At 36.6% G+C, this 21,453-nt stretch carries 21 protein-coding genes; 3 read left to right on the top strand and 18 right to left on the bottom strand.

Features of this window, described 5'->3' with window-relative positions; all coding sequences use genetic code 11:
* Positions 1–665: 665 nt before the first annotated feature.
* The 10 genes from AC1DCY_RS06005 to AC1DCY_RS05960 form a co-directional block, all read right to left on the bottom strand.
* Positions 666–1,478 carry a DUF6597 domain-containing transcriptional factor gene (locus AC1DCY_RS06005; protein WP_477348367.1) on the bottom strand — a complete coding sequence of 271 codons (813 nt, stop codon included), beginning with the start codon at positions 1,476–1,478 and terminating at the stop codon, positions 666–668.
* 33 nt (positions 1,479–1,511) lie between these two features.
* Positions 1,512–3,026, bottom strand: a complete 1,515-nt coding sequence (locus AC1DCY_RS06000; protein ID WP_477348365.1) for an aldehyde dehydrogenase family protein — start codon at positions 3,024–3,026, stop codon at positions 1,512–1,514.
* Between the two features lie 14 nt (positions 3,027–3,040).
* Positions 3,041–3,586: a hypothetical protein gene (locus tag AC1DCY_RS05995; protein WP_477348364.1), complete on the bottom strand. Its 546-nt coding sequence runs from the start codon at positions 3,584–3,586 to the stop codon at positions 3,041–3,043.
* A gap of 21 nt (positions 3,587–3,607) precedes the next feature.
* Positions 3,608–5,554, bottom strand: coding sequence for a primary-amine oxidase (locus AC1DCY_RS05990; protein ID WP_477348362.1), 1,947 nt, complete (start codon positions 5,552–5,554; stop codon positions 3,608–3,610).
* Positions 5,555–5,820: 266 nt separating this feature from the next.
* Positions 5,821–6,366 carry an N-acetyltransferase family protein gene (locus AC1DCY_RS05985; RefSeq protein WP_477348360.1) on the bottom strand — a complete coding sequence of 182 codons (546 nt, stop codon included), beginning with the start codon at positions 6,364–6,366 and terminating at the stop codon, positions 5,821–5,823.
* Positions 6,367–6,380: 14 nt separating this feature from the next.
* A complete protein-coding gene (locus AC1DCY_RS05980; protein WP_477348358.1) occupies positions 6,381–6,914 on the bottom strand; it encodes a cysteine hydrolase family protein in 534 nt (177 codons plus the stop codon).
* Between the two features lie 189 nt (positions 6,915–7,103).
* Positions 7,104–7,535 carry an NUDIX hydrolase gene (locus AC1DCY_RS05975; protein WP_477348356.1) on the bottom strand — a complete coding sequence of 144 codons (432 nt, stop codon included), beginning with the start codon at positions 7,533–7,535 and terminating at the stop codon, positions 7,104–7,106.
* Between the two features lie 230 nt (positions 7,536–7,765).
* Positions 7,766–8,713, bottom strand: coding sequence for a stalk domain-containing protein (locus AC1DCY_RS05970; protein WP_477348354.1), 948 nt, complete (start codon positions 8,711–8,713; stop codon positions 7,766–7,768).
* A 28-nt stretch (positions 8,714–8,741) separates the two neighbouring features.
* The gene (locus AC1DCY_RS05965; protein ID WP_477348352.1) at positions 8,742–9,821 is read right to left on the bottom strand and encodes a hypothetical protein; all 1,080 of its coding nucleotides are present in this window, start codon (positions 9,819–9,821) and stop codon (positions 8,742–8,744) included.
* Between the two features lie 13 nt (positions 9,822–9,834).
* Positions 9,835–11,604: a glycerophosphoryl diester phosphodiesterase membrane domain-containing protein gene (locus tag AC1DCY_RS05960; protein WP_477348350.1), complete on the bottom strand. Its 1,770-nt coding sequence runs from the start codon at positions 11,602–11,604 to the stop codon at positions 9,835–9,837.
* 257 nt (positions 11,605–11,861) lie between these two features.
* Between AC1DCY_RS05960 and AC1DCY_RS05955 the strand changes: the two genes are divergently transcribed.
* On the top strand, positions 11,862–12,080 hold the full coding sequence (locus tag AC1DCY_RS05955; RefSeq protein ID WP_477348348.1) for a hypothetical protein: 219 nt from the start codon (positions 11,862–11,864) through the stop codon (positions 12,078–12,080).
* Between the two features lie 41 nt (positions 12,081–12,121).
* On the opposite strand, the gene AC1DCY_RS05950 is transcribed toward AC1DCY_RS05955, so the two are convergent.
* From AC1DCY_RS05950 to AC1DCY_RS05915, 8 genes are all read right to left on the bottom strand, one after another.
* Entirely contained in the window at positions 12,122–13,696 is a 1,575-nt protein-coding gene (locus AC1DCY_RS05950; protein ID WP_477348346.1) for an amidohydrolase, read from the bottom strand.
* A gap of 276 nt (positions 13,697–13,972) precedes the next feature.
* Entirely contained in the window at positions 13,973–14,548 is a 576-nt protein-coding gene (locus tag AC1DCY_RS05945; protein WP_477348344.1) for a biotin transporter BioY, read from the bottom strand.
* A 147-nt stretch (positions 14,549–14,695) separates the two neighbouring features.
* Positions 14,696–15,358, bottom strand: a complete 663-nt coding sequence (locus AC1DCY_RS05940) for a TIGR04104 family putative zinc finger protein (protein WP_477348342.1) — start codon at positions 15,356–15,358, stop codon at positions 14,696–14,698.
* Positions 15,345–15,860, bottom strand: coding sequence for a sigma-70 family RNA polymerase sigma factor (locus AC1DCY_RS05935; RefSeq protein WP_386843101.1), 516 nt, complete (start codon positions 15,858–15,860; stop codon positions 15,345–15,347). The genes AC1DCY_RS05940 and AC1DCY_RS05935 overlap by 14 nt, the downstream gene beginning before the upstream one ends.
* Positions 15,861–16,118: 258 nt before the next feature.
* On the bottom strand, positions 16,119–16,544 hold the full coding sequence (locus AC1DCY_RS05930; protein WP_477348339.1) for an amino acid oxidase: 426 nt from the start codon (positions 16,542–16,544) through the stop codon (positions 16,119–16,121).
* A gap of 374 nt (positions 16,545–16,918) precedes the next feature.
* The gene (locus AC1DCY_RS05925) at positions 16,919–18,367 is read right to left on the bottom strand and encodes a tetratricopeptide repeat-containing diguanylate cyclase (protein WP_477348337.1); all 1,449 of its coding nucleotides are present in this window, start codon (positions 18,365–18,367) and stop codon (positions 16,919–16,921) included.
* A gap of 472 nt (positions 18,368–18,839) precedes the next feature.
* A complete protein-coding gene (locus AC1DCY_RS05920) occupies positions 18,840–20,048 on the bottom strand; it encodes a hypothetical protein (protein WP_477348335.1) in 1,209 nt (402 codons plus the stop codon).
* A complete protein-coding gene (locus tag AC1DCY_RS05915) occupies positions 20,041–20,547 on the bottom strand; it encodes a sigma-70 family RNA polymerase sigma factor (RefSeq protein WP_477348333.1) in 507 nt (168 codons plus the stop codon). Before AC1DCY_RS05915 ends, AC1DCY_RS05920 begins: the two co-directional genes overlap by 8 nt.
* A gap of 125 nt (positions 20,548–20,672) precedes the next feature.
* Here AC1DCY_RS05915 and AC1DCY_RS05910 point away from each other — a divergent pair, with 125 nt between their 5' ends.
* Positions 20,673–21,113 (top strand): MerR family transcriptional regulator, encoded by a 441-nt coding sequence (locus tag AC1DCY_RS05910; protein WP_477348331.1) that lies wholly within the window; start codon positions 20,673–20,675, stop codon positions 21,111–21,113.
* The gene (locus AC1DCY_RS05905) at positions 21,100–21,453 is read left to right on the top strand and encodes a DUF4260 domain-containing protein (protein ID WP_477348329.1); all 354 of its coding nucleotides are present in this window, start codon (positions 21,100–21,102) and stop codon (positions 21,451–21,453) included. The genes AC1DCY_RS05910 and AC1DCY_RS05905 overlap by 14 nt, the downstream gene beginning before the upstream one ends.

Here is a 21,453-nt window from a genome sequence, read left to right as displayed (position 1 = left end):
TAATCCTAAAATAAACAAACATAAAGGGCATTTCTATTTACATAAGGCACATTTTTATAGGGAGACAAATTTGTCTCCCTCTCCATTTTATATAGACAGCCTTTTCACGTCCTCGAATTCGTTCCAAGACTTCTACCGCCGTCATTCTCCCAACGATCAATGTCCCAAACAACATCAACATCTTCCCAGCCGTCATGTATTTCTCCGTTAGGAAGGGTACCAGTTCTTACTATAGAAATAATACATCATCCTTTTTTTATCAATTTCGCCTTGGCGTAATTGAGTCTGGATTTTGAATTGTGCCAGCACAATTCAAAATCCATGACATCCGCCGGAGGCTTTATCTTCATTCAGTAGGTGTTTGACTGAATGAAGATAAATATTTCATGCTTCTATATTATGTAATGTTATTTGTTTTGTTCATCGCCAAAAATGGGGGTTGTTTGGGAGCTAATCACCAACAGCCACAGAACATAGCACAATTTCTAGGGTTGCATACTCTTTAATACCGATAATATGCACTATCTGTTAGGGTAGCGTATCGTTAATGTAGTCAAACTGATATGTTTTTTTCTGGAAGAAAGTATACTGTTCATGAATGAATAAATAAAAAACATACTAACATTAGTATGTTTTTTATAAGAAAGAGTGAAAGCTTCGAGGGGCTAATAAGATAGAAACTTTCGTTTTATATTTTTCCAACCTAAAAATTCTTTTATATATTCAGCAGGTGTTATTAAAAGTAAGCTTTTAAATTCTTTGTAATAATGTAAAGGATCATAGTAACCATATTGGTCAATGTTTACAGGTGTTCCTTCAAAAGAAAAATGTTGAAGTAAGAGTTGAATACGTATGAATTTACTTAGTTTTTTTGGTCCAAAACCTGTTTTTTTGTAGAAAAGTTCTCGGATATATCGCTCAGAATAACCTGTTTTATGCTGAATTACATCTGGTAAGAACAGCCCATTATTTTCAATAATAGAATCAAAACAAGTAGCGAATATTTCATCACCCAAGCTTTTTTCCTTTTTTTGAGAACAAAAATACTCATTACAAATCTGCACTCTTTGTTCGAAATCTCCTGCTTCAAAAACAGCTTGGAAAAATTTAGAGTCTAGTGTGCAGCCTAATTCAACATTAACAAACGGTTGTTGAACAATTTGTTTTAATGCGCAATTGTATTGAATAACTGTTTGTTTTGGATTTAGACGAACACCAAAATATTTCCCTTTTGGGGTAAATGAATAAATTTCACGTGTAGTCGGGGTATTCCCTAAGACCACCTTTTGATCTTTGCCCAAGTAAAACATTAAATCTTGGCAAGCATCAGGAATAACATGAATATCACTATTAATGCCTATTGGTTCAAACTCATAATAAAATAGTATATCCTGGTTTAAATTGCTGTTTGGAGCCAGTTCTCTATAAGAATACGTTTTTTGAACCATTTCAGGTTGGATTGGATAATAGCTACTCAATAAGCCGCCCCCTCACTTCACTCTTAGGTAAAATTAAAAGAATCCTTGCGCCTGTTCATTGTAACTAGCTAAGACACATTTAGTTGATTGATACGATTCTAAAGCTTTTAAATGATTTTCTCGACCGACGCCTGACTTTTTGTAGCCGCCAAATGCTGCACCAGCAGGGTATTGGTGATACGTATTTATCCAAACACGTCCTGCTTGGATCTCTCGACTTGCTTTATAGGTAACGTTTGTATTACGTGACCATACAGCTGCCCCTAATCCATACATAGTATCATTTGCAATTTCAATCGCTTCCTCGAAGGTTTTAAACGTAGTCACTGCCAATACAGGACCGAAAATTTCTTCTTGGAAAATACGCATTTTGTTATTGCCTTTAAAAATAGTTGGTTTAATATAATAACCATCTAAATTATCAAGGTGATTTTCGGCGCCACCGATTAAACATTCTGCGCCATCTTGTTTGGCAATTTCAAAATAAGAAAGAATTTTTTTATGTTGTTCTTCTGAAGCCTGTGCACCCATCATTGTTTCAAGATCGAATGGATCACCAACTTTAATTTGCTTTACTCGTTCAATGGCTTTTTCCATGAAACGATCATAAATTGACTCATGGATCAAGGCTCTAGATGGACAAGTGCAAACTTCACCTTGATTTAAAGCAAACATAACTAATCCTTCAATCGCCTTATCTAGATATCCGTCATCAGCATCCATGACATCTTCAAAGAAGATATTAGGAGATTTGCCACCTAACTCTAGTGTAACAGGAATTAGATTCTCAGATGCATATTTCATAATCAGTTTGCCGACAGCTGTAGAACCCGTAAAGGCCACTTTGGCAATACGTGGGCTTGAAGCTAACTCTTTCCCTGCCTCTACACCAAAACCATTAATGACGTTTAATACACCTTTTGGTAATAGGTCTTGAATAAGTTCAACAACGAATAAGAATGATACCGGCGTTTGTTCTGCTAATTTTAATACAACACTATTTCCTGCAGCAAGTGCTGGCGCCAATTTCCAAGCTGCCATTAAAATAGGAAAGTTCCATGGAATGATTTGGCCAACTACACCAATAGGTTCTTGGTAATGATAAGCTACTGTATCCTCATCAAAAGGTGTCACTTGCCCTTGTTGTGCGCGAATGGCACTTGCAAAATAGCGGAAATTATCAATTGCCAATGGAATATCAGCATACATAGTTTCACGAATCGCTTTCCCATTATCCCAAGTTTCTACCCTTGCAATTTTTTCAAGGTTTTCTTCCATACGATCAGCAATGGCTAATAAGATACGTGCCCGTTCTGCTATGGGTGTTTTCCCCCAAGTTTTTTGGGCTTCATGAGCGGCATCTAATGCTAGCTCTACATCTTCTTTTGTTGAACGAGCTACACGTGTAAATACTTCTTTCGTGATAGGCGTAATATTATCGAAATACTCTCCATTTACAGGTGCTACCCATTCACCACCAATAAAATTGTCATATTTCTTTTTGAATTGAATGCCAGATTCTTTAATATTCGGTTTAACATTTAGCATAATTATCGACCCCTTTAATGATGATGTTGATGCTGTTGTTCTTCTTTTGCAGGTACCTCATGTTGAATCTCAAAACTACTTAATACTAGTACACAAATCATTAAACCAGCCACAATGTAAATATGCTTTGGAATGGCTTTTATAAAGATAGGAAACATCTCACGATTCCATACACCGATAGAAATGATAGCACTTACAATAAACATCATTGTAAAAAAGATAATGCTTAACGTTAAATATTGGGTGGTCATTAATGTTAGCATCGCGCCCATCATTGCTCCCATAAAACTAGATCCTACACTTTCCATGAATAGGTACATTGGTAAGCCTATTGACAGTAAATAGCCTAATGCAATAGAAATAATAATAGATGCTATTGCACCTAGTACCATATCGGGAAGCCAGGTAGCCATATTCATCCCAACAGCAGTACTCATTGTCATAGAAATCAGCATTATACAGCACTTGGCCATGCCATGATTGGCAAAACGCTGTTTTAATAAACGGTTAGTGATTACCGTAAAAGTAACAATCACTAACATGCTTAGGAATGGTAGCATATAATCACTCCTTTAAGAGGTTTATTGTATATGACAAGATGAAGTTGTGTGACACTTCTTGTCCGGTCTAGGAACGTCTATTGCTGGGTTTCGATCAAAGAATCCAACTGGCTTTAATTGGAAATTGATGTATGCAGTTGGCATTACAGGCCAATCTTCAGGGCGCGGAATATGATGATGGCCCATTGTGTACCAAACGACAATATCTTCATCATCAATTGAACGGTTATTCTCAACGTATTTTGGAAGTCCATCTCCTCCAACATGTTGATTTGGATACATACCTGTTGCATATTTTTCATTTTCATCAAACTGCGTTACGTGTAAATGGTGTTTAAGGAAACCAGCACGTTTCATAACGCTTGATTCTTCATGAGCAAATGGGAAGCAATTTTCGCCAGGCAAAATTTTATATCCAACAGGTTGATTCACTCGGTTAAGTGAGTTTTTATTGATAATTTTCCAAGTACGCTGATTTTTTAAATCTAAATTACGTAACGCTTCCTTCTCCGTTTTAAAGATACGTGAAAGAGGATAGAAACCATTACTATTCGGATTGTGCTCTCCCAATGTTTCTGATACTGTTTCTGTTTCAACTACTGAGTTATTTTCACCGTCTAACATCGTATCAAGTCGGAAATTAAAGAAGTGTTGATGATGTGATGCGTTTAATCCTGGAGAAATCTCAGATCCATATTTTGTTTGGATGCCATCTTCACATGTACCAGTGCTTAAAATACCTGTTAGTTTGACTTCAGCTTCAATCGTACCGTCTTGGTAGAAACTCCAATAGAAGCCGTAATCATAATTTCCAACTGTACAGAAGAATGAAATCACTAGACGACGTGAGCGCCGAACTTCTACATGGCCTGTACGCCAATCTGTATGTTTCCAGCCAATCCCGTAATCTTCTTCGTGTAAGCAAATCGCATTTTTAATCGTACGCGCATTTCCTTTAACATCAGCTACAACACCATCAAAGTATTGAATTTCGCCTAAGCAGTCGCAACCTAATTCTAACGAATTGGCTAATTGACCCATTCCATATTCACCAGCATCAAAGGCATTTTGTGTGTTATGCGAAAATGTTGGTTCACCATAAGGGACAACCATTTCTGATAATGCTGCACGATAAAGAACAGGACGATCCTTGCCTTTGTCATGGTAATTAATTGTGTATAATACAAGGCCCTCACGTGGTGTAAATCCATAGCGGAAACTCCACTTTTGCCATTTGATCAAATTACCTTCAATTGTAAAGCTTGGACCTTCAGGTTGAATGATTTCCAATGGTTTTAAGTCATTTCTAAACACAATTGATTCATCAACTTCAGGATGGTAATTACCTGATGTTGTTGGGATTGGACGTACTCCATGATCTTCTACTTTGTAAACTTCCATTTTGTTTAGGTCTACATACGTTACAATACCTGTTAAAGGGTAAGCATATCCGTTATCTTCTAGTGATTTTTTTTGCCAACAAATCGCACGAAGTAAACGTTTACCTTCATGTTCCTGAACACCAAAATTCCCTGCTGACCAAGGATCCACCATGATTAACTCAGGGTTGTCAATGCCACGTTTCTGTATAGCTGCTACAAAATCAGGGTGGCTCTTTACTAATTCTTCACATTGCTCAAATTCCTCTAAGGCTACATTTGGTTGTACGCCAGGAATATGTTCGTAGGAATCAACTTTTTCTGAAGTTAAATTTACAACTGCTTCAAATGTTTTCAATTCTTTATCATCTAAAATCACTAAAAATACTTGGCGATCAACAGTATTACCTGGTTTGTAATTTAGTACTTCTGATTTTTTAGGTTCATGTAACATCACCGACATAAATCGTACATGTTCAGACAACTGTTGCTGTTCCTTAACTATTTGAACAGCTTTTTCAATTTCTACTTCAGATAATGGTGATAATGGGTGGCTTAGCTCAACGTTTGCATTAACCTTTACTGACATTCTATCAACCCCTTATAATTTGTTCTTTCTAATTATAATCAGAAAATTCAGTGAAGGGATTGTAAATAACGGCATTTTCTATAAATGAGTCATTTTTAGCTAAAAATATGCAATATTTTCTGCTTTAAGAGTTTTTTAATTTCACAAAAAAACTAATCGAGCTGTTATCCAGGTCATTTTTTCGTAGCCAATTTGAGAAGCAAGTTGTTTTTGTTGTAAAAAAAAACAGCTAAGCACCTATTTGCTTAGCTGGGTTTATTTTAAAATTATGCCTTAATTCTACCCATGACAATCGTATTATAATAGTTGCCATCTGAAAGGAGCTTATCATTTTTTAAGACACCTTCAACTTCAAAGCCAAGCTTTTTATAGAGCAAAACCGCTTTGTCATTTGTCTCTACAACAGTCAAGGCCATTTTTTTTATGTCATTAGCGTCAGCCCACTCTACTGATGCTTTTAAGAAGTTTTTTCCTATCCCATAGCGCCAAAATTCTTTTAAAACACCTACACCAAAGTCTACTTTATGAGCAATTCTTTTTAATGGAGACCCCGCACATCTAGAAAATCCGACAATGCGATTATCAATTTCTGCTACTAAACACAAATTTCTTGGACTTACCGTGTCTTCCTTAATGATCTCTTCAAATCCTGTCGTATCGATGAAGCCTTCCCCTTGTTCTCTATCGAAGTTTTCCGTTTCACCATCAAGCTGTAACCTTAAATCTGATAATGCTTGGGCATCTTCTATATTGGCAGATCTAATAATATAATGAAGTTCATTTACATTAAATTCTTGGCTGTTTATGCGCATTATTGAAACCCCTTTTACTTAGTTTGAAAAAAAGTACTTGGCTGAATGATCACGAATCGATTATGCCAAACGGACTCGTGGTGCTTTATGATTTGCTGTGCATTTAATACGTGACTATCTAGTGTGGTATGTGCACCTTCAACTAAAATATTATGCTGGTATCCACGACTATAGGCATTTCGGATGGTCGTATCAAGACAAAATTCTGTTTGAGCACCAGCGAAAATAAGCTGCTCAACTTGTTGTTCCTGTAAGTATTGCGCTAATTCCGTTTGATAGAATGCATCCCACGTTGTTTTTTGAATTACTTTATCCTCTGGTAGTCGTAGAAGCCCGTGATATAGATCCCAGCCTGGATTGCCATACGCAAAATCGTCTTCTTTATTTGAATCCGTATGCTGGATAAAAATAATCGGAACTTCGCTGTGGCGCGCCCAAGTTATTAACATATTGATATTTTCTAACACTTTTTCATAATCAAATAAGTAGTTTTCACTATCCAAAAAGAATGCTTCCTGAATATCCACAATAATTAATGCCTGCTTCATATTGTTCTCCTTTAGGAATCTGACTTTAATTCTCTTATTGTACAAAAATAAGTTTTCCATTTAAAGAGAATTATGAGAAAAAAGGTAGATTTTCATTTTAGATGAACTTGTTCAGGTGGGCGCTGATGAGCCACTTGAGGAAAAACAATGTAGGTATGAAATCGTTATCACAGGATGTAATGTTTTCCTCTACCCCTGGGTTTCAAGTACTAATTTATCAGCAAGTTTTATATTCTCCTTTAAATAAATAGGTATAGAAGAATTATCGAGTATTTGTTCAGTTGTCATCCACACGACACTGTCAACTTCATCAGGACTCTTTGCAAAGGCTTCTCCGAACTGATGATTACAAAGAAATACGATGTCTACTACACTAATACCTGCATCTGTCAAAAAGGAGGAGCTATTAACATATCTTATGTTTGAAACCTTCACCCCAACTTCTTCAGCAATTTCCCTTATAAGTGTTCTTTCTAAAATATTTGTTGAGAACCCTTCCTTTTCGACCTTGCCACCAACAAGAGACAATACTCCCCCTGCATGTTCTTCTTTTTCACTACGTTTTATTAACAGCCATTTTTTATTTTTGTATATTGCAGCTTCAACATTAACGATAAACATATAATTGCCTCCTAATAAAGTATATTATATGTATTTTCTGCATCAGAAGAGTCTTCTCCTTTATCGATTTTTTCTACCGCAAATATTTTTCTGATGGTAGGAGACATTGTAATAACGAACGTTACCAAAAACGATTAAACGGCTTAAGCCCATTAGTTTAAAGGGATTAAGCCGCTCAAAATATTTTTTACTATTTCCTCCGTCACGTGACAAGGAGAAGTTCAATTGTTTTATTTCATTAATTCCTCAACAAATTCAACTGGTACATATGTTTTTGTTGGTTCTAATAAAGCTGGTGCTACTTTAAAATAACGAAGGGCTTTATTATAGCCATATTCTTTTTGACCACGAGTAATTGTATAAGATAATGCGCCTTTAGAGATAATAGCGCCTTTTCCTGTTGATTCTACTTTAAAGCCTAACTCTTCGGCAATTAAACGTAGTGGTACCATTTTAGTACCATCAACCTCATAAAAGTCATTGTTAATAATTTCTTGCACAGCTGCCTTAGACGGATCCGTTTCACCAGGATCAACCTCACCCGGCTCTTGTGCAATCGTATCTAAAACGACAACTTTTGAAGGTGGTGTTTGTGCTGGGATGCTCATTGTTGCGATTGTATAGAACACTAGTAAATGTTGTTCTGCTAAATCCTCAGCCTTTACTTTTTTACCAGATAGGCTAAGTAATTCCGTTTCTTTACCAACATTAAGTTTTAACGTATTATCAGTATTCACTAATTCTTTATTGAAAAAGTCTACTTCTACAGTTCCCATTTCTTTTGTTTCAACAATAATTACCTCTGGGTTATATTGTGGAGGATAAATCATTAACATTGGCTTATTTGCATACGTGTAAGCCGTTACTTTATCACCTTTTTGTAGTTTAACTTCTTTACCAGTATTATCGAAAACTAGTGTATCGTCATTTACGACAAAAACATTTGTGTTTTCATCCTCTTTTACAGTGTAATATGTTGAATCCTCACGTTTTTCAACATTCTCAATTGTTCCAGCTATTTTAATAAAAATAGGTTGAACTTGTGGATTTTGCTCATTATTATCAGTAGCGTTCGTCACAACAGCTGTCCCTTCGTTTGCTGATGCAGTTGGAACTACTACAGCGCCCCCGATTAATAATGCTGACATGGCAAATGGTACGACTTTCGTCATTTTCATAAAAAAGCATCTCCTTCATTTCACGAATTCATAGTAGTAGTCGGTTATAAAAGAAAAAGGTTACAACATTGCCAACATTTTTTTCATTTCGCAAAAAAAAGCCGTGATTCTTATTTGATGAAGAATCACAGCTTTCTCTTATGCTGTTTGGATGAGTATTTTGTTCAGTTCGCGAGTATTCACCCTTCTTCCGCGAGTATTCACTCTTCTTCCGCGAGTATTCACTCACCTTCCGCGAGTATTCACTCACCTTCCGCGAGTATTCACTCACCTTCCGCGAGTATTCGCTCTTCTTCCGCGAGTATTCACTCTTCTTCCGCGAGTATTCACTCTTCTTCCGCGAGTATTCGCTCGTCTTCCGCGAGTATTTCCTTGCTTCCCGCGAGTATTCACTCACCTTCCGCGGGTATTTCCCTGCTTCCCGCGAGTATTCACCCTTCTTCCGCGAGTATTCACTCACCTTCCGCGAGTATTCGCTCTTCTTCCGCGAGTATTCACTCTTCTTCCGCGAGTATTCACTCTTCTTCCGCGAGTATTCACTCTTCTTCCGCGAGTATTCACTCACCTTCCGCGAGTATTCGCTCACCTTCCGCGAGTATTCACTCTTCTTCCGCGAGTATTCACTCGTCTTCCGCGAGTATTCGCTCGTCTTCCGTGAGTATTCACTCGTCTTCCGCGAGTATTTTCCTACCTCGCGCGAGTATTCGCTCACCTTCCGCGAGTATTCACTCACCTTCCGCGAGTATTCACTCTTCTTCCGCGAGTATTTCCCTATTTCGCGCGAGTATTCACTCTTCTTCCGCGAGTATTCACCCTTCTTCCGCGAGTATTCATCCTTCTTCCGCGAGTATTCACTCTTCTTCCGCGAGTATTCACTCACCTTCCGCGAGTATTCGCTCTTCTTCCGCGAGTATTCACTCACCTTCCGCGAGTATTCGCTCTTCTTCCGCGAGTATTTCCCTATTTCGCGCGAGTATTCACTCTTCTTCCGCGAGTATTCACCCTTCTTCCGCGAGTATTCACTCACCTTCCGCGAGTATTCTCTCACCTTCCGCGAGTATTCTCTCACCTTCCGCGAGTATTCACTCACCTTCCGCAGGTATTGCATAAATCACATAAATTTAAAACATAAATTGAAGTAAATTTAATATACGCTGTAAAAAATATTCACGTTCATTTTGTTTTTTCCTTATTTTCAGAGCCATATCTGGAAGATCGGTTATGACTCCATTGACATTTTTCCTAATAAATTCGTGTAATGATTGATCTTTATTTAATGTCCATACAAACAAATCAAGTTTTTGTTGTTTCAGTTCTGAGATTAGCTGATCTGTTACCCATGCTTCCTCAAGTGATATAAAATCAACTGTTTCAACCATCGGCCCGATGTTTAATGCATAGACAATCCCAACACGTAAGTTCGGTGCCAATTTTTTTAACTGTGTCATCATTTGTGGATCTGATGATTGCACATAGAACGTATCGAGCACCTTATAAGCTTTTAGTTTTTCTACTAACTTGGGTAATATATCTTCCGTTTCTTTACCATGAACTTTCAATTCGATCAGTAAGGAAACATTTAGTGCTTTTGCTATTTCAATAAAATCATCTAAAGATGAAATTTTGTCGTTAAAGCCATTCGCATGAATCGTTAACGTCTTTAATTCACCGAGCGTCATGTTGGCAATAACACCATTTTTACCTGTAAGTCTTCTTAATGTTCGATCATGAAATACAACGAATTGTCCATCTACCGTTTGCTGAATATCGACCTCGATTAGATCTGCACCAGCACTTGCCGCGCTGACAAGGCCACTGATTGTATTTTCGACATTACCCTCCGTGTAGCCACGATGAGCAATAATTTTGGTATCTGGTGCATAGACACTTTTCTCTAACGAAATAACATTTATCACACTTAATGCGATGAAAACAACCAATACGATGAATAACAATGGCTTATAGCGCCTTCTTCGAAATTTCGGTGTAAACCTTGACTTGCCTAAAGGCGTATTATAGGTAAAAGCCACCAATACTTGTGAAAACATTGCTTGCAATATACTAAATAACACGACGAAGACCATTTCTAAAAAAGCCAGAGTAATCGCCGCTGTGACAAGTGCTGTACTCGGTATCAAACGCTCCAAAATATATAATGGCAAGGTGCTTATAAGTGTAATTCCAAGCATCATCAGTAAATGAACCGTAACAAGCATAGCTAATAAACCAAGGAGTTTAAATAAGCCCTGCTTTGACAAACGCCAACTCTGTATTAAAGAACGAAATAATGATATTTTGGGCTGGATTGCAAAAATCGGCAAAGCCAAAATGCTTCGTATACCCACTATTATTAAAACTATTACCACAACAGCATATAGTAAACGACCAGATCGAGTGCTCATTATTTCATCTGTCAAAAAATGCGGAATGGACATTGCTTGGGTTAACGTTAGTGGAAATATAAATGAAGCTAATGGCAAAAAAAGTGCAATATAAATAAATAAAAAAATGATTTGAATACTAAAAAAAGAAATAACTTTGCGATTGAGCTGCTGCCATATGTGTAGAAATCGATAGCGAATTCCCCGTTGTTGATAAAAGGCCATTAAAAAAAGAAAGCCCATTTCATAATAAATAAATAACAACATGAGCATGGTCAAAAGAATGATCATCGAGATGACAAAGGGATGCGCCATAAAACTTTGAATATTTAGCTCCGTAATATGTGTGTAGCCCGTTACTCGTAGCATTAGCTTAAATACGATGGCCATCATAGGAACAATTAATAAAAACTGTAATAACTTTATCAGTGACAAAACCTGTATATAATCGATGCGATACATATAAATATTGTAGAAGGCTTGTCGCATTACTTGTCCCTCTTTGTGCATTTACTCACCCCAGTCATACCTATCGTATCCCCTATCTTAAGCATCTTTACGATTTTTATAAGCTCTTCCTATATGATATGTAAAGTCATTTATTTCAATTATCTTCTGCTTTTGAAATACAATTTGTTCCATATAATATGCGAGGAAAAATGATATGATTTCTGTATTTTTATTGTCTATAAATATTTTCTTGAAACTTTTTTGTATGTTACTCGGTAAATAAGACAACAGATACAATTTGAAGGGGCCAAATAATTATGAGACAAACAATGTTTAACTTCGGAGATATCATTAGTACAACCTTGATTCTTGTAATTTTCTTCGCCATATTTTTCGTGATGATTAATACGATTAAAAAAATGAAATCGACTGCTCCTTTGCCTCCCCAAGAAACACTTCAGCAAAAAGTAGATGATTTAACAACTCGAGTGACGACACTAGAGCATCAAGTGAAAAATTTATCAGAAAGACGTTAGCTCCTAAAAAATTTTTGGTGAATGAAAAAACGCTGTAAAGTTTATTCTTTACAGCGTTTTTCATAAACGATACGGCCATCAATAACCGTATATGCGATTTTTACTTGTGGAATGTTCTCAATATCTATTGTAAAAAGATCTTCTTCTAAAACAGTGAAGTCCGCTGTATAGCCCTTTTCAATCTTTCCTCGAACATGGTCTTGCGCTATTATTTGTGCAGCTCCTACTGTATAGAGTCTTACTGCCTCAAAGCGTGAAATCTTCTCTTTTGGGCCGTAACCATTATGGGATTCACCAAAATTCCGTCTTGTTACTGCAGCATATATACCAAATAAAGGATTTGGCACTTCGATTGGGGCATCACTGCCTCCTGCAACAACTAATCCACGATCTAACAGCGATTTTAACGGATGCAAGCCTTTTGCTCGTTCCTCGCCTAGCCTAGCTAGTTCCGCCATATACTCTCCCTGCACAAATTGTGGCTGCATATCTACTGCGACTGGCAGCGAAGCAAGTTTTTCTAAAATATCTTCATCGACCAAGCTGCAATGAATAACACGATCTAATTGACCTTCACGAGGTGGATAGGCGGCAAATACTTTTAAAATTGTTTCAATAGCTAAATCGCCAATGGCATGAACTGCCACTGTTTGTCCATGCTGACGTGCAAGTTGAACATATTCCTCTAATTGTTCTGTTGAATGTACAAGCATACCGTAATTACCTGGCTCATCACAGTATGGTTCTCGTAGGGCAGCAGTACGTCCTCCAAAGGCACCATCGATAAAGATCTTCATTGCACCAAATTCTAGATATGGAGAAGATGGTTCCTCCATCTTGGCAACTTCCTCAAATACCGTGTGGTGTTGTAATAAATGAACTTTAAACGATTGCTTTGCCTCGACAATCTTGCGAAATGCATTTATTGGTTGAAGCGGTGGCCCGTAGTAGCTTAAATCCTCCGAATGGCCACCCACTAAACCATATGATTGTAGGGATATTACCGCTTTTTCGAGAGCATCCTCAATATACTCGGGCGTAATATGGGGCATATGGTTCACAATCATATACAATGCTGCATCCTTTAAGATTCCCGTTAGTTGTCCATCCACCTTATCAATGACGCCACCTTCTGGTGATGGTGTGTCCTTTGTTATTCCCGCAAATGCCAGCGCCTTAGAATTAGCCAAAATTAAATGATGACAGCTTCGCTTAATTATTAAATGTACTTCACCAAGAGCATCAAGCTCCGCTAATGTTGGGAAAATAGGATCTTCAAATTGTGTCTCATTAAGACCTATCGCGATTACCCACTCATCAGCGGAATCTTCTAGCATGCGCTCACGAATAATTGCCAGTAGCTCGTCTTTACTTCTGACGTTCGAGACATCAATATGCTTTAATTTCTCCCCGTAGCCAATAATATGTAAATGACTATCGACAAAGCCCGGATACATCACATTTCCTTGTAAATGTCGTATTGAAGTAGCTTGTGGCGACAAGCTATCTACTGAGCCTGTCGCCACAATTTTTCCTTCTTTTACAAGGACTGCTTCAACTGTTTCGCCAACTTGCGCCATCGTGTAAATTTTTCCACCTGTCCATAACGTTGCCAAAACAATTCCTCCTATGCAATCGCTTCTAATCAATTATGCCTCGGCATAATTGTAGCTGTCGCTTTGCTTCCGCTACTGATAAACAATGCGTCCGGAATCGGCTTTGTACTAAGGCCAGCGTGAGGGCCGACACGATGTCGGTCATTTCGGTAATGCCACAGGACGTGGCGTTTTTACCGATGCAGGTCAGTTAGCCGTTATCGCATGGATGCGATGATTTTAGGCTAACATCCTTTATTGAACTCCTTTCCGATTCCGTGACATCCGGCGGAGGCTTTAACCTCTTTCAGCGGTTGTTTGGACCCCGCTGAAAGAAATTAAATGTGCTTGTTCTAAGCGACGACGAACAATTACGCCAAACCATGCTGCCATAACAGCTTTCACAATACCTACAATGATAAATGGTGCCGCACCACCCATAAATGCAGCTGTCCAAGTTAAATCTCCGACAATTTTTAACCAAGTCGTTCCAAACGCTAATGTCACGATCATTCCAATGATGTTAGCAACAATTGCGTGGAAAATTGTAATGCCAAATTTATCTAAGTATAAGCCCATAATAATTGCCGTAACAAGGAATCCGACAATATAGCCACCTGTAGGACCAACTAAAATACCAATTCCACCAGACATACCACTAAATACTGGAAGACTTGCTGCACCAAGTAAAATATAAAGCAGTACTGATAACGTACCAAGTCTTGTCCCTAAAATCGTTACGACTAAGCCTACTGCTAATGTTTGTCCTGTAATTGGAATAAGTGGTAGCGGAATCGTTACTTGCGCAAGAACAGCAATAATCGCTGCCCCAAATGCCGCTAACACATAATTATATGTACTACTCTTTTTCAAACTAAATTGCCTCCCTTTGTATGTTAACTCATAGTGTAAATAAGTTAACACAAAGATAAAGCAAATGAAAACCATTGTCAATCTATTTTGAAGAATTGCTATAAAAAAAGAAATTGCTATAGTGAACTAGCAATTTCTCTTCACAAATTACCAAAGCGGATCATTGATAGGATCATCTTCTTGTAAATCAAATACATACGGTGCTAATAGACGATAATAAATAAGAACTGCAACTACAAGGAAAATAATCCCAATCGTAATATTATTAAATATAAAATGCATTAAAGAAATAAAAGGAAACGGAAATGCTAAAATGCCACCCATTTGCATAGATTTTTTTGTACGATATTGTTTTTTCCCACAATAAGGACATTCAAGTTGTCCATTTTTTCGGTACATTTTTCGAGCATGCTTCTCTGACCAAGTTTCCCCGCACTCAATGCACACCGGTAGACCATATCCTTTCTTGATTAACACACGTTTAATAATAAAGGCAATACCTACGAAAAAACTAAAAAGCAATATACCTCTTACTAAATCGTATTGTAAAAACGTCCATAAGCTCCATGTATCCGTTTCTTGCTGTAAGCTAGCAGCCTGATGACTTCCTGAATTTTTATTGTGTGATAATAAATAACTAAAACCAATGACAAAAAGCGTAAACGTTGCTAGTACCACACGATATTGCCACGGACTACTTCTTCTTTGTTTAGTTTTACTACGAGCTTTTTGAGCAATCATTAGTTTTTTTTCATCTGTAAGCTTTACATCTCGAAGTTCATTTAGCACATCTTCTTTAAATTGATTCATGGCGTAACACCTCCCAATCATAATCACCGATTGCTGTTGCAAGTTGCTTTCTCGCACGCTGTAATCTTGTACGTATTGTTGCTTCTGGACAACATACGAGCTGTGCAATTTCCACTGTTGTCATATCTTCAAAATAATAAAGAATCAGTACTTCCCTATATGCCACAGATAATGTAAACAAAGCTTCCACTAACTCTCGTTTTGTAGACTTTGCAAGAAATTCTTTTTCAGGCGTGACTGCGGTTGTACGCCCTGTTATTTTTTCAAAGAGTGTCAGTCGTTTACTTTTCCAGCTACGCAAATAATCATGGCTTCGATTGACCGTCATTTTCACTAAATATGTACGTAATGATGATTCTTGACGAAATTGCTCCTGCTTTTGATAAAAGGCGATAAACACATCCTGCACAATGTCTTCAGCTGTTGCCTCATTTTTCACATATAAATAAGCAACTTTTAGTAAATAGTCACCGTGCTCTGCAATAATATTTTCGATATCCATCGTTGTCCTCACCTTCTTTCTAAACTACTGACGGACGCCGCTTCATTTCCGATTCATTTTTTTAAAATTTTTTCAAAAGAAAGACTCTGTTTGACTTGATTGTTGTTTTTATCATATTAAAAGCGTATTCGAGAATTTTCGAATACGCTGGTTTTCAAGTGGCAGATACATAAAAATCTACCATTATAACGTTTCAATTTTTTGAAAAATCTCTTTGTAAAGGATATCTAACTCTTTTTCATCTTTCAAATAGAAATACTAAGCATCTTCTCTATTTGCATCGTTATCAGTTAAATAAATTGTCGTATGAGAACCATTATTTAATGCTTCCCAATGAGCTGTTTCATAGGTAAGCCCTTCTCTTGTAAATGGAAAATGACGTTTTGTTGAATCAAAAAAAATAAAAGGCATTTTAGAATTTTTATAAACTTCAACAAATCTATCATCTGATGCTTCTTCAAATATCACTGGTGTTATCATAACTGCATTAAAATTTGTTGAAATATGCAATGTATCTTCACTAAATTCATCTAATGAAATTGGTTCGAAATGAATTTTTTCGTTATTTAATTCAGGAATATCACCAACTACAGCAATTTTTAAAGGTGCTCCATCATATTTAACTTCATCATTTGAACACGCAACTAATAATAACAAACTTAATATTAATAAAATTTTTTTCAAATTTAATTCGCCTTTTTTTTCGTAATCCTCCCCTTTTATTAACTAAGGTTACTTATGTTTCTTTCATTAATATTATCATTCTATAAATATTTCCAAAAACTTTGTTATGCTATCATTTTTCTTCGTTGCGTAATTTCAGTGATAATCACAACTACCTTCATAACCTCCACCCCTTCGAACATTATTATCAGCTATATCTTAAAATGATTTTATAGTCGAATATCAACACCGTAATTACACAGAACAAAAAGAAAAGAATCTGCAAAACTCCAACGACTTTCGTTGAAATGAAGCAGATCCTTCATGATTGGAAATATTCCCTTGTCAGCCAAAACCCACAATTTAAAATCCATCAGTACCATCAGCTGGCCTGTTTATTTACTATTTCCCACATCACTATATTGATTAAAGAACGTGATTTGGTTTCGACCATTGCGTTTGGACGTATATAGTGCTGTATCCGCGTTATGAATCAGTTCTTCGACAACGGTAATCTGGCCATGTTTATTTGTACTTACACCAATACTAAATTCCAACTGAACGGTCTCATCATTGATTGTTAAGGATATAGAGTTTAATGTGTGATAGAGTTTTTCCGTCATCGTTTGAACGGATTCACCTTCCTGTATTCGACAAAGCACAATAAACTCATCCCCGCCAAAACGAGCAACTATCGACTCAAATGGTTGAAAATAGTCCTTTAATGTAGTTGCAGTAATCGTTAAAGCATCATCACCAAATAAATGACCATTTGTATCATTGATTTCTTTAAAATGATCTAAATCAATCATCATTAATGCTAATTGCTGATTTTCTATTGAGGCTTTCTCCACCATTTTCTCTGCATTCTCATCAAAATAGCGTCGATTATAAATATTCGTTAATGGATCAATGTTAGAGGTTCTTTCAAAATGTTTTTTCTGGTCATTGTACTCCATCTCAAATAATAAATGAGTATAATTTTCCCTTTGAATCTCTAGTAAAATGTTAATATATTCCTTTTGTATCGAGCACAATACAAGTTTATTACCTTGCTCTTCTATTAGCTTCACTAATGAATTGTAGATTATTTGAAGCATAGATAAATCATTATTTTGTAAGGCATAGTGCTTCGACTTTTGGTACAAATCAATGGCCTCGCCAATGCGTCCCTGTTTTTCACAAAGTAAAGCATAGGCATTCATAACCTCCAATTGTACCTTGGAATAAGGTGGTTTCTGAATCGTCATTAACAGCTCTTGCAATAATTCATCTGCTTCATCAAATTCCCCCAAGCAAATTTGTGCAACAGCTAAGTTTATTTTTGAATAAATAACCCCTGAATATGGATTTTCATGCTTTGTCTCAAAATAATTAGCATAGTATAGACTCTTTAATGCAAAATCCTTCGCTTTTTGATAGTTCCCTAAAGAGTTTTCTAAGTCGCTCAAATTATTATAAATTTTCCCCATACTATCTATATGTTGAATACGCTCAGCAATCTTTAGTCCTTTAATCATAAACTCTTTAGACTTCTTTATATGGCCAAACGTCCCCCAATAAATGGATGCTAAAATATAATGGTGGATTAAATCGATATCATCGCCATATTGAAAGGTTAATTCGCGATACTGCTCTAGCACACTAATGGAAACTTGCAAATCACCTGTTTGGAAATAGCTAGCACAGCTATAGCGTAATAACAGGATTGCTTTTTTATACATACCAAGCTCAATAGCACTCTCAATTGCGGCACTACTTAATTCTATATATTCTATAAAGCGATTCGCATCATACAATTCATTTAGTGTAATCCATAATTCTTCAAACTCCTGTGTGTTCATACCGCCCCTCCTTATATTAACCCCTACTTCTTTAATACTATCTTTATGTGCATAATATTACAATTCCTCAGACTCATTTATTTTGAAATTAATGAGTAAAATTAACCTTAAAATAACATATGATGATTCATTTATCCTAAAAAGATGATATACATCCCTGTAAAAACGACTCTTTTTATAAGGAGTATAATTATGACAGTACAAAAACTATAATTTCCCAACAAAGAAAAAACAAGCCTCTTCTTTAAAGAGACTTGAAGAATGTTTAAATGAATATAAATTAATGTGGACCATCACCATAACGTGGGATTGATTTACGTTCAAGCTAACCCTTTGTTAGGGACGTCCGATAAGCCGTCTTGGCCAAAAGAATGGCTCACGAATACGTTATCACAATACGTGATGCTCTTTGTTCATCTACTTTCTAGGGACAACCTAACTTTTGGTGATAATCCATTTAAAGATTTGTTTGTTAAGATTCTTCAATACCTAATATCTTCTTTAGCTCTTCTGATCTTTTTTGACTAAGGTGAACAATACCGTAACCCTCTTTATACAAATAGAGTGATTGACCGTAACTTAACCAGACATCTATACGAACTCCCTCTAACATAAATGAATAATCTGGAGGGGTTTCCATATCTTCTGTAAGCTGCCACTCTGTTTGTCGAAAGAATTGTATGACTTCTCGTTCATTTTGAATGTTGAGGTTAGTAGTGACTGTTGGTTCACTAATTTCTATATTGTTTAATACGCCATAGTGTGTGACAATTCCATTTTCATCAATTGACTGATTACTATTTGATTCTATTCTAACATAATTTCCTTGGTTTAAGGTAAAATCATCCATAATTGGATACCAAGTAACTTTTGGATACTTTTTCATGATTTGCTCTTGAGAAAGGTTTTCTAAGTCCTTCGGAACAACTCCTTCAACAAATAGAAAAGCATTGGATTCTACCTCTACTTTTATGACTGTTCCCATATACGTAGTTCCAGAAGAGCTACTATTATAATTCTTGATGCCATTTTGTTCCTGAAACGTTTTTGCCTGCTCTGCGAAATGTTTATCAAAATAACGGAGAGCATCTTGAGCACCTATTTGTTGTACTATACCTTTCGGGAAAGTAGGATATTTTTCTTGATAAAAGGTATCAAGCTTTTTTTTAGCTGTATACATCGGTAACAACGGCTCTATATACGTCTTAAAATATTTTTCTACTCCCTTTTCTTTAAAAAGATCAGCATATTCAGGTATTTGTTGCAACTTAACAAGCTCGTCATAATGCTCATTTCCCACAGCCTTTAGCTCTACCTCAGAATATTGAAGACCAAGTGACTTCGCATAATGATAGGCGGCAACTACCCCCTTGTAGCGTTCAAATGCCTCTTTTGAGAAAAATTCCTCGTCTTGTTTGCCCCAATTGATACGTGTGATTTTTTCAAAATGAGTAAGCTGTGTATCGTTAAACAAGTTTGCCGATTGTTTCGTTTCCTTATTTAATAGCTGTACCATGACAAATCCAACTAAGCAAAGCGTCACAATTGCCGTTAAAAGCGCGAAACGAATGGGTTTTTTAGGTTTGATATTCTGCTGCTGTAAGACACGTTTTTTGACACGCTCCTTACTCTCATCCATATCCCCTGCTACTTTCACCAATTCCTTTTGCCATTCATTCATGTCCAAGCACCTCCCATTCCTCCTGCTTTAGCTGAGACTTTAAGGCTTCTCTCGCCCTTTTTAACCTTGTTTTCACAGTGTTTTCTACAATACCTAGTACTTGTGCTATGTCGGCAATCTTCATTTCCTCATAATAGTAAAGGATGATTGGCTCTCTATATGTTAATGGAAGCTTTAAAATAGCTGCCCCAATATGCGATCTTTCCTCCGCTTCAATCAGTGTATCGCGCTGCATGTTAGCCTTCACCGGAAATATTTTTTCTTGTAAAATTAATTTCCTATAATGCCAGCTTTTTAAATAATCCTTGCTTTTATTAATCGTTAACCTAGATAAATAAGCACGTAGCTGTCCTCGTTCCTCATAACCATGCTGTGAAAATTTTATAAAAACCTCTTGCACGATATCCTCTGCTGCGTGTCTATTTTTCACGTAAAAATAGGCGAGACGCAATAAATGCTCTGCATGTTCATCCATAATTTTTTCAAGTATGCGGTCCACCTCCCCCTCTTACACTATAAACGACTGCCATTAAACGACCGTTTCACTAATTTTTTAAAATTTTCAATTATCGTATTGACCTTGGAGCACACTCCAATGTTAGGATAAATTTAGGAGGTGCTCACATGCTTATCAAACAATTTGCAGCTAAGTATAATTTATCAACCGATACTGTACGTTACTATGAAAAAGAAGGATTACTACACCCACATAAACAGGATAATGGCTATCGAGTGTATGATGTCACTTGTGAACATACAATAAAGTTTATTTTAGTATTAAGACAGGTTGGCTTTACATTACAGGAAATCAAACAGCTTCTGACACTAGGGCAAAAGCCTATCTCAGATTCCTGCAATCAAGAAACCGTACAGCTATTCTCTGCAAAGATCATCCACATTGAGCAGCAGTTATTTTTTTATCAGCAGGCATTACAATCCTTACAACTCACTCAAGCGTTAATAGCTGAAGGAAAATACGCAGAAAACGAGTTAGTCATCGGCTCCCTTATCGAGGATATGTATACCAAATTACAAGAAGGAAGTGCTCAACATGAAACTACGTAAAATTATCTCATTGGAATATTTAGTAGCATTTTTAGGAAGTGTATTTTTCTACTGGCATTTTGAATTTTCATTCCTATTTTTTGCATTGTTTTTATTACTACCTGATATAAGCATGCTAGGCTACATTGTAAATACTAAAATTGGCGCGTTATTCTACAATATTGGTCATAGTTTAGTTGTCCCAGTAATTCTCTTGATTTTAGGCTTTGTCACTGTATCAACACCGCTACTAATGACCTCTATTATTTGGCTAGCCCATATATTTTTAGATCGTGCACTAGGCTATGGATTAAAATATGATGAAGCCTTTACTAAAACTCATATACAACAAATAGCTTGA

Source organism: Lysinibacillus sp. 10T31 (assembly GCF_056394365.1).
This window is presented reverse-complemented; position numbering and strand designations above follow the sequence as displayed.

What these genes read in the sequence shown, in the direction of transcription:
- AC1DCY_RS05925 (WP_477348337.1), bottom strand. Translation starts at nt 18,367, where the DNA reads ATGAACACACAGGAGTTTGAAGAATTATGGATTACACTAAATGAATTG.
- AC1DCY_RS05995 (WP_477348364.1), bottom strand. Translation starts at nt 3,586, where the DNA reads ATGCTACCATTCCTAAGCATGTTAGTGATTGTTACTTTTACGGTAATC.
- AC1DCY_RS05965 (WP_477348352.1), bottom strand. Translation starts at nt 9,821, where the DNA reads ATGCAATACCTGCGGAAGGTGAGTGAATACTCGCGGAAGGTGAGAGAA.
- AC1DCY_RS05940 (WP_477348342.1), bottom strand. Translation starts at nt 15,358, where the DNA reads ATGAATCAATTTAAAGAAGATGTGCTAAATGAACTTCGAGATGTAAAG.
- AC1DCY_RS05985 (WP_477348360.1), bottom strand. Translation starts at nt 6,366, where the DNA reads ATGCGCATAAACAGCCAAGAATTTAATGTAAATGAACTTCATTATATT.
- AC1DCY_RS05980 (WP_477348358.1), bottom strand. Translation starts at nt 6,914, where the DNA reads ATGAAGCAGGCATTAATTATTGTGGATATTCAGGAAGCATTCTTTTTG.
- AC1DCY_RS05955 (WP_477348348.1), top strand. Translation starts at nt 11,862, where the DNA reads ATGAGACAAACAATGTTTAACTTCGGAGATATCATTAGTACAACCTTG.
- AC1DCY_RS05975 (WP_477348356.1), bottom strand. Translation starts at nt 7,535, where the DNA reads ATGTTTATCGTTAATGTTGAAGCTGCAATATACAAAAATAAAAAATGG.
- AC1DCY_RS05960 (WP_477348350.1), bottom strand. Translation starts at nt 11,604, where the DNA reads ATGCACAAAGAGGGACAAGTAATGCGACAAGCCTTCTACAATATTTAT.
- AC1DCY_RS05935 (WP_386843101.1), bottom strand. Translation starts at nt 15,860, where the DNA reads ATGGATATCGAAAATATTATTGCAGAGCACGGTGACTATTTACTAAAA.
- AC1DCY_RS05905 (WP_477348329.1), top strand. Translation starts at nt 21,100, where the DNA reads ATGAAACTACGTAAAATTATCTCATTGGAATATTTAGTAGCATTTTTA.
- AC1DCY_RS05920 (WP_477348335.1), bottom strand. Translation starts at nt 20,048, where the DNA reads ATGAATGAATGGCAAAAGGAATTGGTGAAAGTAGCAGGGGATATGGAT.
- AC1DCY_RS06000 (WP_477348365.1), bottom strand. Translation starts at nt 3,026, where the DNA reads ATGCTAAATGTTAAACCGAATATTAAAGAATCTGGCATTCAATTCAAA.
- AC1DCY_RS05970 (WP_477348354.1), bottom strand. Translation starts at nt 8,713, where the DNA reads ATGAAAATGACGAAAGTCGTACCATTTGCCATGTCAGCATTATTAATC.
- AC1DCY_RS05990 (WP_477348362.1), bottom strand. Translation starts at nt 5,554, where the DNA reads ATGTCAGTAAAGGTTAATGCAAACGTTGAGCTAAGCCACCCATTATCA.
- AC1DCY_RS05910 (WP_477348331.1), top strand. Translation starts at nt 20,673, where the DNA reads ATGCTTATCAAACAATTTGCAGCTAAGTATAATTTATCAACCGATACT.